Consider the following 19,064-nt stretch of genomic DNA (forward strand, 5'->3'; position numbering starts at 1 on the left):
TCGCGGCGGGACGAGCTGCGGGGCAGGACAGGAAGGAAGCGTCGACGCTCGACTGAGGCCCAGAGAGGCGCTCCCTCCCCACGGGCCGATCGTGCTTCGACCACTTGCGGATTCGGGTTCCGTTACCTCGCACAGCATGCGCCTGCGCCGCCTGAACCGATAGGGGCAGTGCCCGATCAGCCGGGATCGGCGGTCAGGCGTTCCGTCGCTGCAGCGCTTCTGCAGCCTTGCCGAGCAGCCAGTTGACGGCCCAGCCCAGCACGCCGATGACCGGCAGTGCGAGGATCACGAGCGTCCAGAGGACCTTGACCACGAGCGTGCGCCGACGGTCACGCCAGACCTGGACGAGCGCGAGGACCTCGAGGGCCAGCATCAGCAGGAGCACGAACACGTGCGACTCGGACAGGTCCATGAACACAGTGCGATCCCTCCGTGGCGGCCGCTGCCGCGCAACGAACCGACAGTACGGCCGACGCCGCCGCCCACGCCACCTCCCGTCCAGGTGCCACCGCGCCACCGTTCCCGCACCCGCAATGCCCCCGAACCCGCGAACGGGCGAAATACCCCGGCTGGCCGGCTCCTCACCCCGGCATTTCGCCCGTTCGCGCGAGCGGGCACTCGTATTCCACCGGATGCATGCAAGTTGCGGCATGCGCCCGCGAGCGGGTGAAATGCCCGGGTCGCGGGGCGCGCAACCCCGGTATTTCGCCCGCTCGGCATCCAGCGCGCGCCGACCGGGCGAGCGAGCAGGCCGGCGGGAGGCGCGCGACCGGGCAAGCAGCCGCCCGCGGGCGGGACCGACGCACGAAGCGCGACCGCGGGCGGACGGGAGGCGCGGGGCGGGCCCGCACCGGGCCTCCCGTCCGTCAGCGGCGACCGTCTAGGGCCGCGCGCCCTCCTGCGGGACCGCCTGCGCGACCGGCAGGGAGTCGCTCGTCGTGCGGAGCGACTCCTGCCGGATCTCGAGCTGCGTGACCGCGAGGGCGGCCAGGTCGTGCAGGTTGGCGAGGTCGGCCTCGGTCGCCTGCCGCGGCTTCGTGTCGAGCACCGCGAGGGTGCCGATCGGAACACCGTCGTGCCGCACGAGCGGCACGCTCACGTAGAACCGGATGCCGAGCGCGCCGGTGACGAGCGGGCTGTGCTGCATGTCGGGGTGGATCGACCCGTCCGGGATGACGACGGGGACCGCGACGGGCGCGAAGCCGTTGCCGAAGTTGATGTTGCGCGCTGCTTCGTCGACGCCCTCGGCGATGTACGACTGCGACCAGGCGCGGTCCTCGTCGAGCACCTCGACCAGGGCGATGGGCGCGTCGAACAGGCGGGCCGCCATGGCGGTGGTGCGGTGCAGGGCCTCGTCGGGCAGGGTGTCGAGCGTCGCCGGGCGGGCCGTGTCGGCGTCGGCTCGCGGCGCACCGGCAGCAGCAGCAGCGGTCGGAGCTGCGGCCGTGGTGTCCACGACGTGGTCGGTGCCGGCGGTCTCGGTGATGACGACGTCGCGCAGCATCGTGACCAGCTCGGCGCCGGCGGGGCGTGCGGCCGGGTCCTGCGCGGTCATCGCGCGGAGCAGCTGCTTCCAGTGCTCGGGCAGTGGCTCGGGCACCACTGGGTCGCGGGACAGCCGCGCGACCGCGGACTCGACGAGCGAACCGGGGAACTCGCGGCGGCGGGTGAAGCACTGCAGCAGCACGAGGCCGAGCGAGTAGACGTCGCTCGGGCTCCCGACGTCGCCGCCGCGGGCCTGCTCGGGGCTCAGGTAGGCGGCGGTGCCGGTGGTGACGCCGTCGGCGGTCATGCGTTCGACGCCCGCGGCGAGCGCGATGCCGAAGTCGGTGAGCCGCGCGCGGGCGCGGTCGGAGTCGTGGCCGTAGTCGACGAGCAGGATGTTCGACGGCTTGATGTCGCGGTGCACGACGCCGTGGCTGTGGATGTAGTGCAGCGCCTCGGCCATGTCGTAGCCGATCTCGGCGATGTGGCGAGAGGCGAGCGGGCCGACCGCCAGACGTTCCTCGAGGTCCTGGCCGACGACCAGCGCCATCACGAGGTACCGCTGGTGGGTGCCGTCGTGGCCGGTGACGACGCCGGTGTCGAGCAGGCTGACGAGGTTGTGGTGCTCGAGCGAGGCGAGCACGCCGAGTTCGGCCTCTTGCCGGGCGATGTCGACCGTGCCGGCGTGGAACACCTTGACGGCGACGGGGCGGTGCAGGCTCTCGTCGATGCCGCGGTACACGACGGACATGCCGCCCTGGCCGATGGCGTGTTCGAGTCGGTAGCGCCCGTCGAGCAGTGGGGCCGCGGACTGGGTGTCCTCGGTCGGACTCATCGAACCTCGTTCTCGGTGCGGGCAGGCGTCGGTGCATCCTCCCATCCCGACGGGGATCGTGGGGGCCCGCGGCGTTCTCCGGATGGACGGCGCCGGCGTGCGCGGCACGTCAGACCGTCACCGCCGGTGCGTCGCCACCGTGCTCACCCGCAGGTCCTCGAACGTGCTCGTGAACCCGGCACCGCCGAGCGAGATGAGTCCGATCCTCGGCGCGCTCCCGAGGTCCGCCGTCCACGTCCCGCCCCGGACGAAGTGCCGCCCATCGACGCTCGTCCAGGCGGTGTACCGGTGCTCCCCGCCGACGACCCGGTGCACGATCCGGAGCGTGGTGGTGTCCCCGACCGGTCCGACGACCGTATTGCCGTAGCTCGGCGCCCCAGCCGGTTGCCCGGACACCTGCTTGCCGAACTCCGTCTGCCGGGTGTTGAAGATCGAGTTCGACGTCAGCCGCACGTAGTCGCCGTCGTCGCCCCACACGATCAGTCCGCCCTGCACGTAGTTCACCCCGTCGCCGGTGGCGGGGGTGTCCACCGCGACGGTGGTCTGCAGCACGTAGTCGCCCCGCGGCGCCGGTTCGGACAGGACCGAGGCGAGTGGCGTCGCCGGTGGGTGGATGTCGGCGTCCTGTGTCTGCCAGCGGAACGCGCCGCCGCCGACGGTCCAGGTCGAGCGGTCGGGTTCGCGGGTCCAGCGGAGCGCCGTGGGGAGCGTGGTCCCGTCGAACGACGTCGACAGCGCGCGGAGGGTCCGTCCGGGAACGTCGACCGGTGCGGTGGTCGCCCGGTAGGTCGCGCGCTGCCCCGGCTGTGCGACCGGCCCCGGCTGCACCGTGTCGGACGGCCCCGCTCCGCCCCGGACGACGGGCCAGCCGTGCCGCCAGTCGAGCGGGTCGATGAGCGCCGGCCGCTTCGTGTACGTCGGCTGCCCTGCGTAGTACGGGTCGCCGCGGTCGACCGCGTGGTAGATGATCCAGTCCTGGCCGGCGAGATCGGTGACCACCGTGTTGTGCCCGGTGCCGACCCAGCGGTTGCCGTTCTGCGCGAGGAGGGGTGTCCCGCCGACCCGGGTGCTCGTGATCGCGACACCGTCCCGGTCGGTGAAGGGCCCGAGGGGGCTGCGCGACCGGGCAACGAAGACGCCGTACCCGGTCAGGGCGCCGTTGCAGCAGTTCGTGGCGGAGCCCGTGAAGTACCACCAGCCGTCGTGGCGCATCAGGTAGGCGCCCTCGTACCGGTTGTCGATCGCGATCTGCCGCTCGCTCGCGGGGTCGGAGCGGAGTCCGTCGGCGCTGAGCGTGCGGACGTTGACGCCGCCGAAGTAGCTGCCGAAGTACAGGTACGTGGTGCCCTTGTCGGTGATGACCTCGGGGTCGAACGCCCAGCGCGCCCCGGTGCCGTTCGCGGCGGTCTGCGGTGCCACGACAGGGCCGCCGGAGTCCTTCCACGGACCGGTCGGACTCGAGCTCGTCGCGACGCCGACCGCGGATCCCCCGCCGGTCGGTGCCGATGCCGAGGGCGTGTCCGAGGCGGCGTAGTACAGGTACCAGGTGCCCGCGCGACCACGGTCGCCGGCCCGGTACACGACGTCCGGTGCCCAGATCCCGTTGGCGGACCCCACCCACGCCGGTCGCGTCGGGAACGCGTCGTTCACGTACGTCCAGTGCGTCAGGTCCGTCGACCGGTAGGTCGGCACACCGTGCTGCACGAGCGACCCGTCGGCGTTCTGCTCCGTCGCCGTCAACGCGTCGGTCGTGCAGTACAGGTACCAGTTGCGGTCGCGCCCGACACCGTGGATCGCGGTCGGGTCGGCGCAGCTCGCCGCCGTCTCGCCGTCGGGCAGGCTGAGCGCGACCGGGTTCCGGTGGGTCGGCGCCGCCGCGCCGTGTCCCGAGCCGCTGTGTCCGGTGGTCCGGTCCGCCACGGGCGTGGACGCTGCGGCGGGGCCGACCGGGAGGCCCGTGGCCGCGACCGCCGTGAGCGTCGCGACGGCGAGGATGGTTGCGACTGTTCGGCGCACGGGGTCCTGCTCTCATCGTCGAGGAAGGGCTGCGTGCGCGAGCGTACGCTCGCGGGCAGCGGACCGGGACGGTTCCGTCCGGTTCCGCGCGACGAAGGAGTCAGCGATGCCCGCGAGGTTCGTGTACTGGATGAACGTGTCGATCGACGGCTTCGTCGAGCGCGACGAGGGAGAACTCGGCGACGTCGAGGGGCCCGAGTGGATGCGGATCGACGAGCCGCTGCACCGCGAGTTCAACGCCCGCGCCGCCGCGATGACCCTGTCCGTCGAGGGTCGGGTCGTCCGCGACATGATGGACCCGTTCTGGCCGGACGCCCGCACCGACGAGTCGATGCCGGCGTTCATGCGCGAGTACGGCGAGGTCTGGACCGACCAGCCGAAGGTCCTGGTCTCGCGCACCCGGACCAGCGCCGACCACAACACCCGGATCATCGGGGGCGACGACGCGATCGCGCAGCTCGCCGTCCTGCGCGAGGAGTCCGAGGGTGACATCGGGGTCGGCGGCCCGAACCTCGCGACGCAGTTGCTCGACGCGGGGCTGCTCGACGAGCTGTTGCTCTACACGCACCCCGCGGTGCTCGGCGCCGGTCGGCCGCTGTTCGACCCGCCGGCGACGGGCGTGCGACCGCCGGTGCTGCTGGACCTGCTCGAGCAGCGGGAGTACCACAACGGGGTCACGCTGCACCGCTACCAGGTGCTGCGGTAGTCACTCCCCCGAGGGCCCTGGACCGAAGATGACGAGTCGCCAGGCGCTCGGCCGGTCGCTGTCGAAGTCGTTGAACGCGACGCTGTCGACGTCCTTGCTCGATGACACTTCGATCTGGTGCGGGCTGTCGCGGCAGTCCATCGGATCGAGTTCGATGCTCTGCGATCCGCCCGGCAGCACCGTCCGCACGATGCCACGCATGTGCCCGTTGCCGTAGCAGGAGAACTCGAGGTGGTCGATCGTCCGGGAGTCCGGGAACTGCACGCGGACGCCGGGCTCGAGATGGGCGGGGTCCTCGTCGCCGGGGGTCGTGTCGGCGCTCAGCACGCCGAGGACCGCGTCCTCGGTCTCGGTCCTCGCCTCCTGCTGCGTCTTCCACTTGGCGAGGGCCTGCTCGTCGACGGGCGGCGCCGACGTGCAGCCGGCGAGCAGGGCCATGACGGCGAGCGCCGGCAGGACCAGGGCGGGAAGGTGTCGCACGCCGTGAGCCTAGCGACGCCGCGGGGTCACTCGTCGCATGAGCAGTCGATGCGTGCGCAACGTGCGACGTCCCACCTGTCGATCGACAGGTGGGACGTCGCAGGACGCGTGCGCAGTCGGTCGGGTCAGACGTCGCGTCGACGTGCGACCGTCAGCGCGAGTGCACCCACGACCACCACCTCGGCCGCCAGGACACCGAAGCCGCCCCAGCCGTTCAGGACCACGCCGCTCGTCGGTCCCGCGTCCGCACCGGTGTACGGGTACGCGAACAGCTGGCTGCCGGCCTGGTCGGGCAGGAACTTGAACACGTCGCCGATCCACTCGGCGTTCAGCAGCCCGGACACGAGCGACAGGATCACCGGCAACACGAGCAGGATGCCGAGCGTGATCGCGATGCCACCGGCGCTGGACCGGACGAACAGCCCGATGCCGTAGGCGAGCAGCGCGAGGAGCGTCACGTACACCGACGAGCCGAGGATCGGCATGAACACCGACGGGTCGCCGATCTGCGGGCTCGTGCCGTCGGAGGCCAGGAGCAGCGCCGACAGCACCACGCCGATCCACGTCGACACCACGCTCACGACGAAGGTCGTCAGCGCGAGGACGGTCGCCTTCGCGAGGATCACACCCGTGCGCCGGGGGTCGGCGGTGAAGGTCGAGCGGACCTGACCGGTGCCGTACTCGCCGGTGATGATGAGCACGCCGAGCACACCGACGACGAGCGCACTGAGCGAGACGCCCGTGGTGTTGATGCTCACGAAGCTGCCGTTCGCGACGTCCTGCGGGGAGTTCGCGGGCAGGTCGACGAACGCGCCGAGCAGCCCGGCCATGCCGATCGTCAACACGGCCAGGATCGCGAAGCACCAGATCGTCGACCGGATGCTGCGGAGCTTGATCCACTCGCTGCGGACCAGGTGCGGGAACGACAGGCGGACCGAGTCCGGCACGGAAGCCGAGTGTGTCCGGGTGACGGACGGGTTGGTGGCGCTCATCGGGTGCCCTCCGATCGGTACTCGACGTCGTCGCGGGTGAGGGCCATGTAGGCCTCCTCCAGGCTCGCGCCGGTCGGGGTGAGTTCGTGCAGTGCGACGCCGGCCTGGGCGGCGATGTTGCCGACCGTCGGTGCGTCGGGACCGACGACCAGGAAGGTGCCGTCCTCGCGCGGGGTGACGGTCGCGTTCGGGCCGATGGCCTGGAACAGCTGCTCGGGCGACGGCGTCCGGACGATGACCCGGCTGCCACCGCCAGCGGCGCCCGGTGCGACTCCCCCACCGGCGACGAACTCAGCGATCGGGGCGTCGGCCAGGACCTTGCCGCGGCCGAGCACGACCACGCGGTCGGCGGTCTGCGCCATCTCGCTCATCAGGTGGCTGGACAGGAACACGGTGCGACCGTCGGCGGCCATGCGTCGGGCGAGCTGCCTGACCCACAGCACGCCGTCGGGGTCGAGACCGTTGACGGGCTCGTCGAGGATCAGGGTCTTCGGGTCGCCGAGCAGTGCGGCAGCGATTCCCAGGCGCTGCCCCATGCCGAGCGAGAACCCGCCGACGCGCTTCTTCGCGACCGACTCGAGGCCGGTCATGTCGATGACCTCGTGCACGCGCGCCTTCGGGATGCCGTGGGTCGCCGCGAGCGAGAGCAGGTGGTTGTAGGCGCTGCGGCCCGAGTGGACCGCCTTCGCCTCGAGCAGGGCACCGACCTGCCGGAGCGGGTCGCGGAACGTCGTGTACGGCTGGCCGTTCACCGTCGCGCTCCCCGCGGTGGGCCGGTCGAGGCCCATGATCATGCGCATCGTGGTGGACTTCCCGGCGCCGTTCGGCCCCAGGAAGCCGGTCACACTGCCGGGTCGGACGACGAACGAGACGTCGTCCACGGCGGTCTTCGGACCGTACTGTTTGGTGAGGTGGCTGACTTCGATCACGGCGGCCACGCTATTGCAGCGGTGTCCGGCGGCGCGTCCGTCGGAAGGGGGATATGTCAGGTGCGCGGGGGCGGGCCCGCTCGTCGTAGCCTGTCGCCGTGAAGCAGGCACACGACGACGGACCGTTCTTCCACGGCACCAAGGCGGACCTCGTGCCGGGCGACCTGCTCACCGCGGGCTTCCGGTCGAACTACCGCCCCGAGGTGGTCATGAACCACGTCTACTTCACGGCGGTCTCCGACGGCGCCGGGCTCGCGGCCGAGCTCGCCGCCGGTGACGCCGAACCGCGGGTCTACGAGGTCGCGCCGACCGGTCCGTACGAGGACGACCCCAACGTCACCGACAAGAAGTTCCCCGGCAACCCGACCCGGTCCTACCGCAGCACCGAACCGGTGCGGATCGTCCGCGAGGTCACCGACTGGCCCCGACTCACGCCCGACGCGCTGCGCCTCTGGCACGAGCGCCTGGCCGCACTGCGCGCGGACGAGCGCGGCGAGATCATCAACTGAGCCGGTTGGCGGACGGGAGGCACGGGGCGGGGCCGCCACGGGCCTCCCGTCCGCTCTGCCCCATCTCAGGGCCCCGAACGCGCCCTGCGGACGTCAGCGGCTCAGCGCGTCGCTCGTCGTGACGGTCGCGAAGCTGCCGTCGAGCGCCGCCATGAAGGCGGCGTGGACGCTCGCGCCCGGGACGGTGACGCCCCCAGAGGTCAGGTCCGGCGCGGCGCACGCGTCGGCGACGACGGTCGCGGTGAAGCCGAGCTCGTGCGCGGCCCGGGTCGTCGAGTCGATGCACATACTGCTCATCATCCCGACGATCGTGACCTCGTCGACTCCGGCGTCGGTCAGCAGTTCCTGGAGTCCGGTGCCGATGAAGCTGTTCGGCTCGTGCTTCTCGAGGACCGGCTCGCCATCGACGGGCGCGACCGACGGGTGGAAGTCGAGGCCCGGCGTGCCCGGCACGAAGAACGTGGCGTCAGGGTCGGTGGACACGTGGAAGACGTGCACCACCAGGTCGCCGGCGGCGCGGAAGGAGTCGAGCACGGTGCGGGCCGCGGTGCCAGCGGCCTCGGGTTCGACGAGGGGGAAGGCCCCGCCCGGGAAGTAGTCCAGCTGGATGTCGACGAGGAGCAGCGCGCGGGTCATCGGTTCAGTATGGCGGGCGGCGGGTCATGGTTTCGCGCCGTTGCCGAACGAACCGTGCAGGGTCGTGTCCGCGAAGGCGGTCGTGTCGATCACGGCGCGGACGCGGTCGAGGACGCCCTGATCGTCCGAGTCCACGCCGATGACGAGCGAGCCGTAGTCGACGCGCATCGTGTACGGGATCGAGGCCTCGAGCCCGGTCACGTGCGGGGTCGCGGCGAGGGTCGCCAGACCCTGCGCCACCGCAGTGGACGTCGAGAGCGGGATCTGCTGGTCGAACGTGCCGTCGTAGTGGACGGTGCTGGCGATGTGCCCCTCGTCCGCCGGCACGGTCAGCGTCAGGGAGACGCCGGTCCACGCCAGTTCGGTGGCCATCGTCGTCGGGACGGCTCCGGCCTGAGCCGGGGTCGCGTCGGGGTCCATCGTGACCGTGAACCGCGATGCGAAGTGGTTCGACGTGACCCACCGGGTCGAGCAGGTCGGGTCCGGGGCGGAACTGGGGGTGTTCGTGGTCGTCTGCGTCGCCTCGGCGACGGCCGGGAGCGCACGGACCTGTCGGAGCGCGGTGCGCACCTGGCTCGCAACGGTGGGGTCGAGCGTCGGCACCGGGGTCGGGTCCGGTGTCGCATTCGCTGCGTCCGGCGCCGGCGCCTCCGCGCTCGGGCAAACCGCCGTCTCGGTGCCGCTCCATCCGCCAGACGACCCCAGTGCGTTCCGGGCCAGGCCCTCCGCGGCCGAGCATGCCGTGAGCGGCACGGTGCAGGCGAGGGCGACGAGGAGTCCGATGACGAGACGAGAGCGCACCGGCCCAGTCTCGCTGCCGCGGGCTGCACGCCGGAGCCGGATCGGCGCGCTGTGTCCCGGGTGCTACCCGGTCGGCCGCCTCAGCTCGACTGGTCGTCCAGGTCGAGCGACGTGGTCAGTTCCGGGAACGCCCGCGCCTGCTCGATGAGCTGCTGCGCCTTCCGCACGACCCCCTCGACGCTGTCCGCACCGGCGACGAGGCGCACCGGTGGTGCGGACATCTCGGTCAGGGCGAGGAGCGTCCGGGCGAGCTTCGCCGGATCGCCGCTCTGCTTGCCCTCCATGCCGCGGAAGAACTCCTTGGTCTGGTCCGACGAGGACCGGTAGTCGTCGAGGTGGACGTCGCCCCAGAACGTGGAGCTGCCCTCCGCGAGCAGGTCGGTCCGGAAGAAGCCGGGCTCGACGACCGTGGTGTGGATGCCGAACGGCAGGACCTCGTCGTGCAGCGCTTCCATCCACCCCTCGAGCGCGAACTTCGACGCGGCGTACGCGCTCCCACCGGCACCGGCGACGATGCCGGCGGTCGAGCTGATGCTGATGACCCGACCGGAGCCCTGTGCCCGCATGACGGGGAGCACCGCGCGGGTGACGTTCATCGCTCCGAAGAAGTTCGTCTCCATCTGCGCTCGGAACTGCTCCGCGGAGACCTCTTCGAAGAACCCGCCCTGGAAGCTCCCGGCGTTGTTCACCAGGACGTCGATGCGGCCGAACCGCTCGATCGCTGCCTCGACCGCGCTCCGGACGGTGCGCTCGTCCGTGACGTCCAGCGCGACGGCGAGCATCTCGTCGTGCTGGCCGACCGCTGCGACGACACGTTCCGGGTCCCGCCCGGTCGCGACGACGTGGTGTCCGGCGTCCAGGGCGGCGCGCGCGAACTCGGTGCCCATGCCGCGGCTGGTCCCGGTGATGAAGAAGGTCTGGGGTTCGGTCATGGTCATGCCCCCAGCGAAGACCACTTCCGCGCAACGAGTGAGGCTCTGCCGAAACGGGGTCGAGCAGAACCTCCCTCCCGACGCTCGAGCCGCCCTACCGTCAGGGACATGGACCCCCTCGTGACCACGACCCCGTCGGCTCCGTCGACCACTCCGGTTGCCGACGACCGGCTGCCGTGGTTCCCGCTCGCACTGCTCGCGGCGATCGGGTTCGTGCTCGTCGCCATGGAGACCATGCCCGCGGGCCTCCTGCCGGTCATCGCGGACGGCATGGGGACGTCCGAGGGCACGGTCGGACTGTTCGTCAGCGCCTACGCGATCGGCACCGTCATCGCCACGGTGCCGGCGATCGCACTCACGCGGGGCCTGCGCCGCAAGCCGTTGCTCATGACGGCCATCGCCGTGTTGATCATCGCGAACACCCTCACCGCGTTCGCCCCGAACGTGACGATCGCGCTCGTCACGCGGTTCGTCGCCGGCGCGGCGTCCGGGATCATCTGGGGCATGTTCGCCACCTACGCGCGGCGCATCAGCCCCGCGCGGTTCGCAGGCGTCTCCCTCGCCATCGTCTCCACGGGCGCCCCCGTCGGCTTCGCGCTCGGCACACCGCTCGGGTCGTTCATCGGCACCGCGCTGGACTGGCGCTGGTCGTTCATCGGCCTCAGCCTCGTCGGGGTCGTCATCCTCGGGTTGATCGCCGTGTTCGTGCCGGACGCCCCCGGCCAGACCGGCACTGCGAAGCTCTCCGTGGTCAAGGTGTTCCACATCCGTGGGATCGCGATCATCCTCGCCGTCATCGCCACGTGGATGGTCGCGCACAACACGATCTACACCTACATCTCCCCGTACCTGCGGGTGACCGGCACCGACCTCAGCGCCGGGCTCGTCCTCCTCGTCTACGGCATCGCGGCGATCCTCGGCGTCGTGATCACGGGCGCGCTCCTCGACCGGCATCCCCGGCCCCTGCTGCACCTGAGCGTCGGACTGTTCGTCGTCACCGGCGTCGTCCTGCTCGTGGGTCACGCGTCGCCGGTCGCCGTCCTGGTCGCCGCCGTCCTGTGGGGTGTCAGCTTCGGAGGTGCCTCGACGCAGCTGCAGGCGGCGCTCACCACGGCAGGTGGGGAGAACGCCGACGTCGCCAGCGCCTTCCTGCCCGTCGCGTTCAACATCGCGATCTTCGTCGCCGGGATCTTCGGAGCCGCGCTGTTGACCGTGTTCGACGGACTGGTCCTGGCCGTGGTGATGATCGTGTTCGGGGCGATCGCGGCGCTGCTCACGCTGGTCGGCCGGCGATCGGCGTTCCCCGCGCGGCTCTAGCGGACGGCCGACGGACGAGACGGCCGCCACGGTTCAACCGTTGACGAGGTCCCCGCCCCACGTCAGGTCGCTGTCCTCGTCGACCGCGAACGCCTCGAACCGGTCGTCGGCCAGGACCGCGTCGACCAGGGCACGTGACCCGGCGACGATCGTCGAGTCCCAGTCGATCTCCGACGCGAGCACCCAGGAGTGGTCTTCCGGCCAGAGCATCTGCGGGGTGTGGGCGAGGTCGACGACCGTCCCGATCCGAGCGCGGTCCAGCCACGTCGGGTCGGCGAGCTGCGGCAGGGTCATCGAGAGGAGGAAGCACTCGCGGTGCGGCCACGGGAAGAGCTCGACGGCGAGTGCGGCGCGGATCGCCGCCTGTTCTCCGTCGTGCACTGCTTGCTGCTCGACGACGTACCGCTGCATCGACTCGATTTCCTCCGCAGTCGGCTCGTCCGGACCCTGCCAACCGACGGCGAGCGCCGAACCGCCGCTCAGTTCACCCCACCCGTCCCAGACCGCCGCGACCAGGTCGTCCGGTGTCGAGGTCGACGCCGCGAGGTGCTCGGTGAGCGCAGCGAGCAGGCTCGGCTCGAACCAGCCTTCCTCGGGCGGGTGGACGCGCCATCCGTCCTCGAACACCAGGTCGGACTCGTCGGTCCGGCCGGTCAGGCTCCGCCACTGGACGAGTGGGTGCGCGATGCCGCCCGTTCGCGACGCGACGTCGGACCACCGCCACCGGGCGGACTCGAGGACGGGGTGGTCGTCCCATTCGTCCACTATCGAACGGTCCTCGCGGTCCGCCGACACCGGGTGGAGGATGCGCGCGTAGGCGTCGAAGCCGGTTCCGACTGTCCCGCCCACGGTGGCGAATACACCCGCCCGGGCGAGTAGCCAGGTGCCGCGGGAGACGTCGGTGATCAGTTCCACGTGCAGAGCCTAGACACCCACGCGATCGTGGGTCGACTGACGACTCGAGTTGCGGGACAAGGGTGAAGCACGCCAAACTCGTACGCAGTATTTGATAGTTGAAACTTCAGGAGATCAATGTCTGTTCGGCTGAAAACGAAGTCTGCCCTCGGGGTAGTGATCGGCGTCGCGCTCACAGTGTCAGGGCTGGGCGCCACTGGTCCGGCGACCGCGGCGGAGAAACCGGGCGCACAGGACGCTCGAGCAGCGTGGGGCAGCTACCACAAGATCATCAGCAAGACGTCGACTGGAAGCCACGTAGGCTCCCAGAAACTCGCATCGTGTGGATCACGAACCGCCGCGATGGACTGCTCACTCACTCGCGGAAGGACGGCCAACCGCACGATCGGACTCGACTTGGGCGCCTCTCGCGGCTGGGCTGCTGGCCAGTTGAAGATCAGCGCCTCGACCACCCAGAGCGTCTCGGTGACCTGCAGCAAGCGGAAGGTCCCCAAGGGCAAGCAACTCGTCGCGTACCCGGTCGGCGTTCGCTACAAGTACAAGATCCAGAAGCACATCACCGGCGCTGGCAAGGACTACGTGTCGGGCACGTCGAAGTGGCTGTACGCGTTCAATCCTGGCAGCGCACGCGTCTCCTGCGACATCAGGAGCTTCTAGCTAAAGGAGGACGCATGCGCATCACTCTCGTTTCCGTTGCGATCGTGACCACACTGCTCGGGTTGGCAGGGTGCACTTCCGCTCCTGACGTCGCGACCACCGATCTCATCGGCAAGAGCGTCGCGCTTGCCACCAAGCAGGTCCCCTCGGGTCGGTCGTACGCATGGTACGACCTCACCGAGCAGATCCTCCACCGGGAAGGCGACTTGATCGGAGGGGCCGAACCGGATGGCGAAGGCGGCGTGATCGTCGCCGTGTGCGCGGACGCTGAGGCCATCGGACGCACCTCGAGCATCACCACTGGCGCCATCCCTGCCGGCGATTACCACGGACGGATCAAGCGCGAAGCCGAGGCGGGAGCCTTTGACGCACTCCTTCCGGAGTGTCAGCGTCAAGGCTGATCCCGTGCGACTCCGGCCGTCAGGGCCAACCCGGCAGTCAGGCCTCCATCGACGGCCTGGCTGGACGGCCAACGCGCAGCTCGGGGAACTGCTCGTCGCGCCACTCACCGTCGATCGGCGTGCCACTTGCGGCCGCACGCTCCTCGCGCTCCCGCAGCTCCACGCGCCGGATCTTGCCCGAGATGGTCTTCGGCAGCTCCGCGAACTCGACCCGACGCACGCGTGCGTACGCCGGGAGTGCGGTCCGCGCGTACGCGAGCACCTGTTCGGCGGTTTCCGCCGTCGCGTCGAACCCGGCGGCGAGCGTCACGTACGCCTTGACGACGTTGAGCCGGGCGTCGTCCGGCGCGGGTACGACGGCGCTCTCTGCCACGGCGGGGTGCTGCAGCAGGGCACTCTCGACCTCGAACGGTGACACCTTGTAGTCGGACGACTTGAACACGTCGTCGGTCCGACCGATGAAGGTCAGCTCCCCGTCGGCGTCCCGCACCGCGATGTCGCCGGTGTGGAAGAAACCGTCACGCATCGATGCCGCGGTCCGGTCGGGGTCACCGAGGTACTCGGCCATCAGGTTGACCGGTCGCTCGTCGAGGTCGAGGCAGACCTCGCCCTCGTCGCCGGGCTGCCCGGTGACCGGGTCGAGCAGCGTCACGATCACACCGGGCAACGCGCGGCCCATCGCCCCCGGGGTCACAGCGCTGCCGGGGGCATTGCCGATGATCGCGGTGGTCTCGGTCTGCCCGTAGCCGTCGCGGATGGTCAGACCCCAAGCGCGTTCGACGCGGTCGATGACCTCGGGGTTCAGCGGTTCTCCGGCCGACACGACCTCGCGCAGTGCCCGAGGGCGCGCACCGAGATCGGACTGGAGCATCATCCGCCAGGCGGTGGGCGGTGCGCAGAACGTGCTCACCTCGGCGGACTCCAGCTGGGCGAGGAGCGCGGCCGGATCGAACCGCGGGGTGTCGTGGACGAAGACGGTCGCCTCGGCGATCCACGGCGCGAAGAAGCAGCTCCAGGCGTGCTTGCCCCAGCCCGGTGAGCTGATCGCCAGGTGCACGTCTCCGGGCCGCAGACCGAGCCAGTGCATCGTGCTGAGGTGTCCGACCGGGTACGACGTCTGGGTGTGCACGACCATCTTCGGCTTCGAGGTCGTGCCCGACGTGAAGTAGACGAGGCAGGGATCGGCGGTCTTGGTGACCACGACCGGTCGCGACTCCCCCGCGGGCGCTGGTTCGCCGAGATCCGACGGGTAGTCCGTCCACCCGTCCGCCGTGCCGCCGATCACCACGCGCGAGAATTCCCCGCGGACGTCGTCGTACTTCGCGGTCTCGCTGCGGTTCGTGACGACGTGTGCGACGGCTCCGCGGTCGACGCGGTCCTGCAGGTCGGCGGTGTCGAGCATCGTCGACGTCGGCAGGATCACCGCTCCGAGCTTGATCACCGCGAGCATCGTCTCCCACAGCTCGAGCTGGTTGCCGAGCATGACGAGCACGTGGTCGCCCTTCCGGACGCCGTGCTCGTGCAGGCGAACGGCCAAACGGTCGGACCGGGCGGCCATCTCCGCGTAGCTGAGCCGCTGTTCCGAGCCGGCCGCGTCGACGATCCAGAGCGCGATGCGGTCGTTCCCGGCCGCGATGACGTCGAACCAGTCGTCCGCCCAGTTGAAGGTGTCGCCGAGGTCCGGCCACCGGAAGGCGGCGCGGGCGGCATCGGCGGACTCTGCGGAGAGCAACTGGTCACGGGCAGCGCGGTACGCGGCGGTCACGTTCGGGTTGGGCACGGACCGATCATGCCGCATCCTTCTGGTCGCCGATCCTGAACAGCCGACGTGCGTTCCCCGACGTGAACGCGTCGCGGGCCGCGTCCGAGGGGAACTGCTGCAGGAACGTGTCGATCTCGGCGGCGGAGGGTCGCTGGAACGGGTGGTCGGTGGAGAACAGCAGCCGATCGGTCGTCGTGACGTCCAGCGCGTGCCGGAGCAGCGTGGGGCTGAGCATGCCCGAGCTGGTGATGTGGACGTTGGAGCGGACGGTGTCGGACACCGTCCGCTCGAGCCCGGCGATCCGCGACAGGCTGTCCGCGCGGTCGAGCCAGAAGAGCAGCAGCTCGCCCCAGTGGCCCAGCACGATCTGCAGGTCCGGGTGCCGGTCGAAGGTGCCGCCGACGATCAGGCGCAGTGCCGCGCGTGCCGCCTCGAGGTGCCACCCCCACCCGAAGGTCGCCAATCCGAGCTCGACCATCGGGTCGAACCCCTCGTACGCCACTTCGCGCAGCTGCTTCGACGGGATCTGCGGGTGGATGAAGACCGGCTGCCCGAGCGACGCCGCGACGGCGAAGAGGTCGTCGTACCGGCGGTCGTCGAGCGGCACCTCGTCCGTCCGCCCGTAAACCATCGCCCCCACGCAACCGAGGCCGGCAGTGCGCTCCAGTTCGGCGACGGCAGCGTCCGGGTCGGCCATCGGCAGGGTCGCGAACGCGCGGAACCGGTCCGGGTGGTCCGCGACCGCCGCGATCGCGATGTCGTTGGCCTGCCGGCTCAGCGGGATCGCGTCCGCGGCATCGAGCGGCTGCGCTCCGGGCGGCGCAAGGGACAGCACCTGGACGTCGATCCCCTGCTCGTCCATCGCTGCGAGCCGGGCGTCACCGAGGTCACGGAGCAGCGCGCCGTTGTCGCCGAGTTCGTCCAGCGCCGTGCTCGGGTCGCGGCGGTCCTCGGGCAGGGCATTGACGGCGTCCGTCAGGGCCGGGTGGTTCCAGTGCTCTTCGATCGCGATCAGGGTCATCGGGGTTCCTCCGTCAGGTCGTGCACCGATGCGTTCGCTCATCGGCGTTGAGCGAACCGTACACCTCGCTCAACGCCGTAGAGTCAGACGCATGGCCGAGACCTCACGCGATGCGAAACGCGCACAGACCGCCGAGCGCATCCGCGCAGCCGCTCGGCAGCAGTTCGGTGCGAACGGGTACGAGGGCACGACGATCCGGAGCATCGCCGCAGCAGCGGGCATCGATCCGTCGCTCGTGATGCAGCACTTCGGGTCGAAGGCGGCACTGTTCGCGACCGCCGTGCAGCTGCCGGCCACGTCGGACGGCGGGAGCGAGCGTGCGGCGGCCGACCACCTGCTCGACGTCCTGGGCATCCGGTTCGACGCGCTCCCCGCCGAGACGGCCGCGCTCGTCCGGTCGATGCTGACGGTTCCCGAGGCGGCGGACACCATGCGCGGCTACCTCGACGAGCGGGTCGAGAACCTGGCGCGCTCTCTCGACGGCGACGACGCCCGGCTGCGGGCGTTGATGACCGTGAGCGGCATCCTCGGCATCACGATCACGCAGCACTTCCTGCGCCTCAGCGCGTTCGAAGGCGCGTCACGTGACGACCTGCTCCGCGCGGCGCAGGGCTGGGTGGAGTCGCTCACGACGGAGGCCGGGGCATCCACTCGCTGAGCCGGGTCAGTCCAGACTGTTCAGCCACGTCTCGAGCCACGGCACGACGTCCGACAGGTCCGCCGTGTCGATCGCGGTCGATGCTGCCGCCCTGGCCGCTCCGGTCGCGTTGAGAGCCAGCGCCGCGGGGACCACCTCGAAGAGTGGGATGTCCGACCGACTGTCCCCGATCGCACAGCACCGCTCGATCGGCACGCCACGGGCCAGCGCGTACCGGAGCGCACGGTCTCGCTTGTCGAACTCGTCGAAGTGCTCCGCCACCGCCCCGTCGTAGGTGCCACCCGTGACCCCGACCCGCGGTCCGCCGTGCGCGACGAACCCGAACCGCCGCGCGAGCGACCGAGTGACCGGCTGCCACGCGAGCGACGCCAGCACGGGGACGACCTGGTGCGTGCGGCACCACGCCACCACGAGCTCCACACCGGGGAGCACCGGTAGGTCGTCGAGCCAGCGGTCCACGGTCGTCGTCGATGCGCCGCGCCAGCCCGCGGCATCGATCTCGCTCACCTGTCGATTCGTGAGCGAGCCGTCGGCGTACCGACGCTCAGCCTCGTCCAGCGCGTCCTGGTGCCCGAATCGTTCCGCGAGATGACTGCTGCTCGAACCGGTCGACACGAGCGTCCCGTCGACGTCGAAGAAGACCATGCCGCGCACCGGCTCCGTCACTGCTCCCGATCCTCCGGCATCGCCGCGCGGATTGCTGCGATCGTGTCTGCGGTCTCGACGTGCAGGTGCGCCCGGATCCCGACCGCCCGCGCAGCCTCGATGTTCTCCGGTACGTCGTCGACGAAGAGGACATCCGCGGGCGCGGCAGCGAGCCGATCGAGCGTGATCCGGAAGGCCTCTGGCTCCGGCTTCGTGACCCCGATCTCGTGGCTGTAGCAGATCGGGTCGAACACGGCCGCGAACCCGAATCGTCGCTCCTCTTCCTGACGGGCGCCGTCACCGGAATTGGACAGGATCGCGAGCCCGACCGTCCCGCGCAGACCGGCGACGAAGTCGAAGAGCGGCTCGTTCAAGGAGCCGCAGTACGCGTCCCAGAAGTCGGCTCGCATCGACGCGAGCACCTCGGCCGAGGCGCCGAGAGCGGCGCCGATCTTCCCCCAGTACTCGTCGTCGACCCCGGTCCGTCGCGCGGCATCGGGCAGGTCGGCGTCCGACAACCGCGAGGAGAACTCCTCGTCCGTCATGCCGAACGCAGCCGCCCACCGCGTGCGGAACTGCCCGGGCCATGCCGCGTCGTCGACCATCTCGAGCACGCCACCGACGTCGAGCAGCAGCCACCGCACCCCACCGCCGGTCATGCGGAGATCCCGTCGAGTCGACGGATCATCTCGAGCTCCCGCTCGTCGGGCGCGAGGACGTACGGCTCGGTCGCCCCGGTCAGCTCGTACCCACGTCGCGCGTAGAAGGCCTGCGCCCGGAGGTTGCGCTCGTGCACGTGGAGTCGGAGCGTGGCGCCGTGGCCGGAAGCCCACGACTCGATGGCGTCGAGCAACGCATCGGTCACGCCGGCCGCACGGCCGCGGTGCGACGGTGCGACGTACACCCCGACCAGTAACGGTCCGGTCGCGGCGTCGGGTATGAACGACCCCATCGCACCGACCCAGCGGCCGTCGGCGTCGATCGCCACGAGCGAGGTCCCCCCGACGTCTTGACCGCGGCGACCCCGCGCACGCCATTCGGTCTCGTCGAGATGCTCGGCGTCCGCCAGGTGCTCCGCGTAGGCCATCGGGGTGTCCTGGATCATCTCCAGGCGGAGCGCTCGGACGGCTTCCCAGTCAGCCTCGGTCGTCGGTCGGATCGTTATCCCCTGCATGGACCGAGCGTAGGACAGACAGCCGTCGGCGAAACTCGTCCGAACGGATTCCAATCGACTTGGGGCAGGGCGCCGAATCACCTGCACAGACCGGGAACCACCCGGAGCGCTCACCAGCCGCACATTGCTGGTTCTCCACCCTGCACCAGGGTGTGTTCGGCGCGCACACAGCAGCCGCGCCGAGCGCGACACC

At 70.6% G+C, this 19,064-nt stretch carries 21 protein-coding genes; 6 read left to right on the forward strand and 15 right to left on the reverse strand.

From position 1 onward, the window contains the following. Positions 1-193: 193 nt before the first annotated feature. From EDF47_RS19100 to EDF47_RS19110, 3 genes are all read right to left on the reverse strand, one after another. Positions 194-412 (reverse strand): PLDc N-terminal domain-containing protein, encoded by a 219-nt coding sequence (locus tag EDF47_RS19100; RefSeq protein ID WP_123936791.1) that lies wholly within the window; start codon positions 410-412, stop codon positions 194-196. 468 nt (positions 413-880) lie between these two features. Continuing rightward, positions 881-2,320, reverse strand: a complete 1,440-nt coding sequence (locus EDF47_RS19105; RefSeq protein WP_133985726.1) for a GAF domain-containing serine/threonine-protein kinase — start codon at positions 2,318-2,320, stop codon at positions 881-883. A gap of 117 nt (positions 2,321-2,437) precedes the next feature. Beyond that, positions 2,438-4,336 (reverse strand): family 43 glycosylhydrolase, encoded by a 1,899-nt coding sequence (locus EDF47_RS19110; protein WP_133938339.1) that lies wholly within the window; start codon positions 4,334-4,336, stop codon positions 2,438-2,440. 106 nt (positions 4,337-4,442) lie between these two features. Between EDF47_RS19110 and EDF47_RS19115 the strand changes: the two genes are divergently transcribed. Next, positions 4,443-5,042 (forward strand): dihydrofolate reductase family protein, encoded by a 600-nt coding sequence (locus tag EDF47_RS19115; protein WP_131922710.1) that lies wholly within the window; start codon positions 4,443-4,445, stop codon positions 5,040-5,042. Here the strand turns inward: EDF47_RS19115 and EDF47_RS19120 are convergent, their stop codons facing one another. The 3 genes from EDF47_RS19120 to EDF47_RS19130 form a co-directional block, all read right to left on the reverse strand. Then, complete coding sequence (locus EDF47_RS19120) at positions 5,043-5,522, reverse strand: hypothetical protein (protein ID WP_133938337.1); 480 nt, start codon at positions 5,520-5,522, stop codon at positions 5,043-5,045. A 125-nt stretch (positions 5,523-5,647) separates the two neighbouring features. Continuing rightward, entirely contained in the window at positions 5,648-6,514 is an 867-nt protein-coding gene (locus tag EDF47_RS19125) for an ABC transporter permease (protein ID WP_133938335.1), read from the reverse strand. After that, positions 6,511-7,443 (reverse strand): ABC transporter ATP-binding protein, encoded by a 933-nt coding sequence (locus EDF47_RS19130; RefSeq protein ID WP_123338426.1) that lies wholly within the window; start codon positions 7,441-7,443, stop codon positions 6,511-6,513. The genes EDF47_RS19125 and EDF47_RS19130 overlap by 4 nt, the downstream gene beginning before the upstream one ends. A gap of 98 nt (positions 7,444-7,541) precedes the next feature. Here EDF47_RS19130 and arr point away from each other — a divergent pair, with 98 nt between their 5' ends. Further along, entirely contained in the window at positions 7,542-7,952 is a 411-nt protein-coding gene (gene arr, locus EDF47_RS19135; RefSeq protein ID WP_123936763.1) for an NAD(+)--rifampin ADP-ribosyltransferase, read from the forward strand. A gap of 93 nt (positions 7,953-8,045) precedes the next feature. Here the strand turns inward: arr and EDF47_RS19140 are convergent, their stop codons facing one another. The 3 genes from EDF47_RS19140 to EDF47_RS19150 form a co-directional block, all read right to left on the reverse strand. Then, positions 8,046-8,588, reverse strand: coding sequence for a cysteine hydrolase family protein (locus tag EDF47_RS19140; RefSeq protein ID WP_133938333.1), 543 nt, complete (start codon positions 8,586-8,588; stop codon positions 8,046-8,048). Between the two features lie 24 nt (positions 8,589-8,612). After that, positions 8,613-9,389 carry a hypothetical protein gene (locus EDF47_RS19145; RefSeq protein WP_243834107.1) on the reverse strand — a complete coding sequence of 259 codons (777 nt, stop codon included), beginning with the start codon at positions 9,387-9,389 and terminating at the stop codon, positions 8,613-8,615. Between the two features lie 80 nt (positions 9,390-9,469). Continuing rightward, complete coding sequence (locus tag EDF47_RS19150; RefSeq protein ID WP_208320984.1) at positions 9,470-10,327, reverse strand: SDR family NAD(P)-dependent oxidoreductase; 858 nt, start codon at positions 10,325-10,327, stop codon at positions 9,470-9,472. A 102-nt stretch (positions 10,328-10,429) separates the two neighbouring features. On the opposite strand from EDF47_RS19150, the gene EDF47_RS19155 reads away from it, so the two are divergent. After that, positions 10,430-11,638 (forward strand): MFS transporter, encoded by a 1,209-nt coding sequence (locus EDF47_RS19155; RefSeq protein ID WP_133938331.1) that lies wholly within the window; start codon positions 10,430-10,432, stop codon positions 11,636-11,638. A 33-nt stretch (positions 11,639-11,671) separates the two neighbouring features. On the opposite strand, the gene EDF47_RS19160 is transcribed toward EDF47_RS19155, so the two are convergent. Beyond that, positions 11,672-12,553, reverse strand: coding sequence for a hypothetical protein (locus tag EDF47_RS19160; RefSeq protein ID WP_133938329.1), 882 nt, complete (start codon positions 12,551-12,553; stop codon positions 11,672-11,674). 396 nt (positions 12,554-12,949) lie between these two features. Here EDF47_RS19160 and EDF47_RS19165 point away from each other — a divergent pair, with 396 nt between their 5' ends. Both EDF47_RS19165 and EDF47_RS19170 read left to right on the forward strand, forming a co-directional pair. Next, positions 12,950-13,210, forward strand: coding sequence for a hypothetical protein (locus EDF47_RS19165; protein WP_123936758.1), 261 nt, complete (start codon positions 12,950-12,952; stop codon positions 13,208-13,210). A gap of 14 nt (positions 13,211-13,224) precedes the next feature. Then, a complete protein-coding gene (locus tag EDF47_RS19170; RefSeq protein ID WP_133938327.1) occupies positions 13,225-13,611 on the forward strand; it encodes a hypothetical protein in 387 nt (128 codons plus the stop codon). A 37-nt stretch (positions 13,612-13,648) separates the two neighbouring features. On the opposite strand, the gene EDF47_RS19175 is transcribed toward EDF47_RS19170, so the two are convergent. After that, a complete protein-coding gene (locus EDF47_RS19175) occupies positions 13,649-15,391 on the reverse strand; it encodes an AMP-binding protein (protein WP_243834108.1) in 1,743 nt (580 codons plus the stop codon). 7 nt (positions 15,392-15,398) lie between these two features. Beyond that, entirely contained in the window at positions 15,399-16,394 is a 996-nt protein-coding gene (locus tag EDF47_RS19180; RefSeq protein WP_133938323.1) for an amidohydrolase family protein, read from the reverse strand. Positions 16,395-16,485: 91 nt separating this feature from the next. Here EDF47_RS19180 and EDF47_RS19185 point away from each other — a divergent pair, with 91 nt between their 5' ends. After that, positions 16,486-17,052 (forward strand): TetR/AcrR family transcriptional regulator, encoded by a 567-nt coding sequence (locus EDF47_RS19185; protein ID WP_133938321.1) that lies wholly within the window; start codon positions 16,486-16,488, stop codon positions 17,050-17,052. Positions 17,053-17,058: 6 nt separating this feature from the next. On the opposite strand, the gene EDF47_RS19190 is transcribed toward EDF47_RS19185, so the two are convergent. The 3 genes from EDF47_RS19190 to EDF47_RS19200 are packed head-to-tail and all read right to left on the reverse strand — an operon-like array spanning position 17,059 to position 18,871. Continuing rightward, complete coding sequence (locus EDF47_RS19190) at positions 17,059-17,718, reverse strand: haloacid dehalogenase-like hydrolase (protein WP_243834110.1); 660 nt, start codon at positions 17,716-17,718, stop codon at positions 17,059-17,061. After that, positions 17,715-18,356: an HAD-IA family hydrolase gene (locus EDF47_RS19195; RefSeq protein ID WP_133938319.1), complete on the reverse strand. Its 642-nt coding sequence runs from the start codon at positions 18,354-18,356 to the stop codon at positions 17,715-17,717. The genes EDF47_RS19190 and EDF47_RS19195 overlap by 4 nt, the downstream gene beginning before the upstream one ends. Beyond that, positions 18,353-18,871 carry a GNAT family N-acetyltransferase gene (locus EDF47_RS19200; protein ID WP_133938317.1) on the reverse strand — a complete coding sequence of 173 codons (519 nt, stop codon included), beginning with the start codon at positions 18,869-18,871 and terminating at the stop codon, positions 18,353-18,355. The genes EDF47_RS19195 and EDF47_RS19200 overlap by 4 nt, the downstream gene beginning before the upstream one ends. Positions 18,872-19,064 lie beyond the last annotated feature (193 nt).

It is taken from the genome of Curtobacterium sp. PhB190 (assembly GCF_004365385.1).
Classification (GTDB): Bacteria; Actinomycetota; Actinomycetes; order Actinomycetales; family Microbacteriaceae; genus Curtobacterium.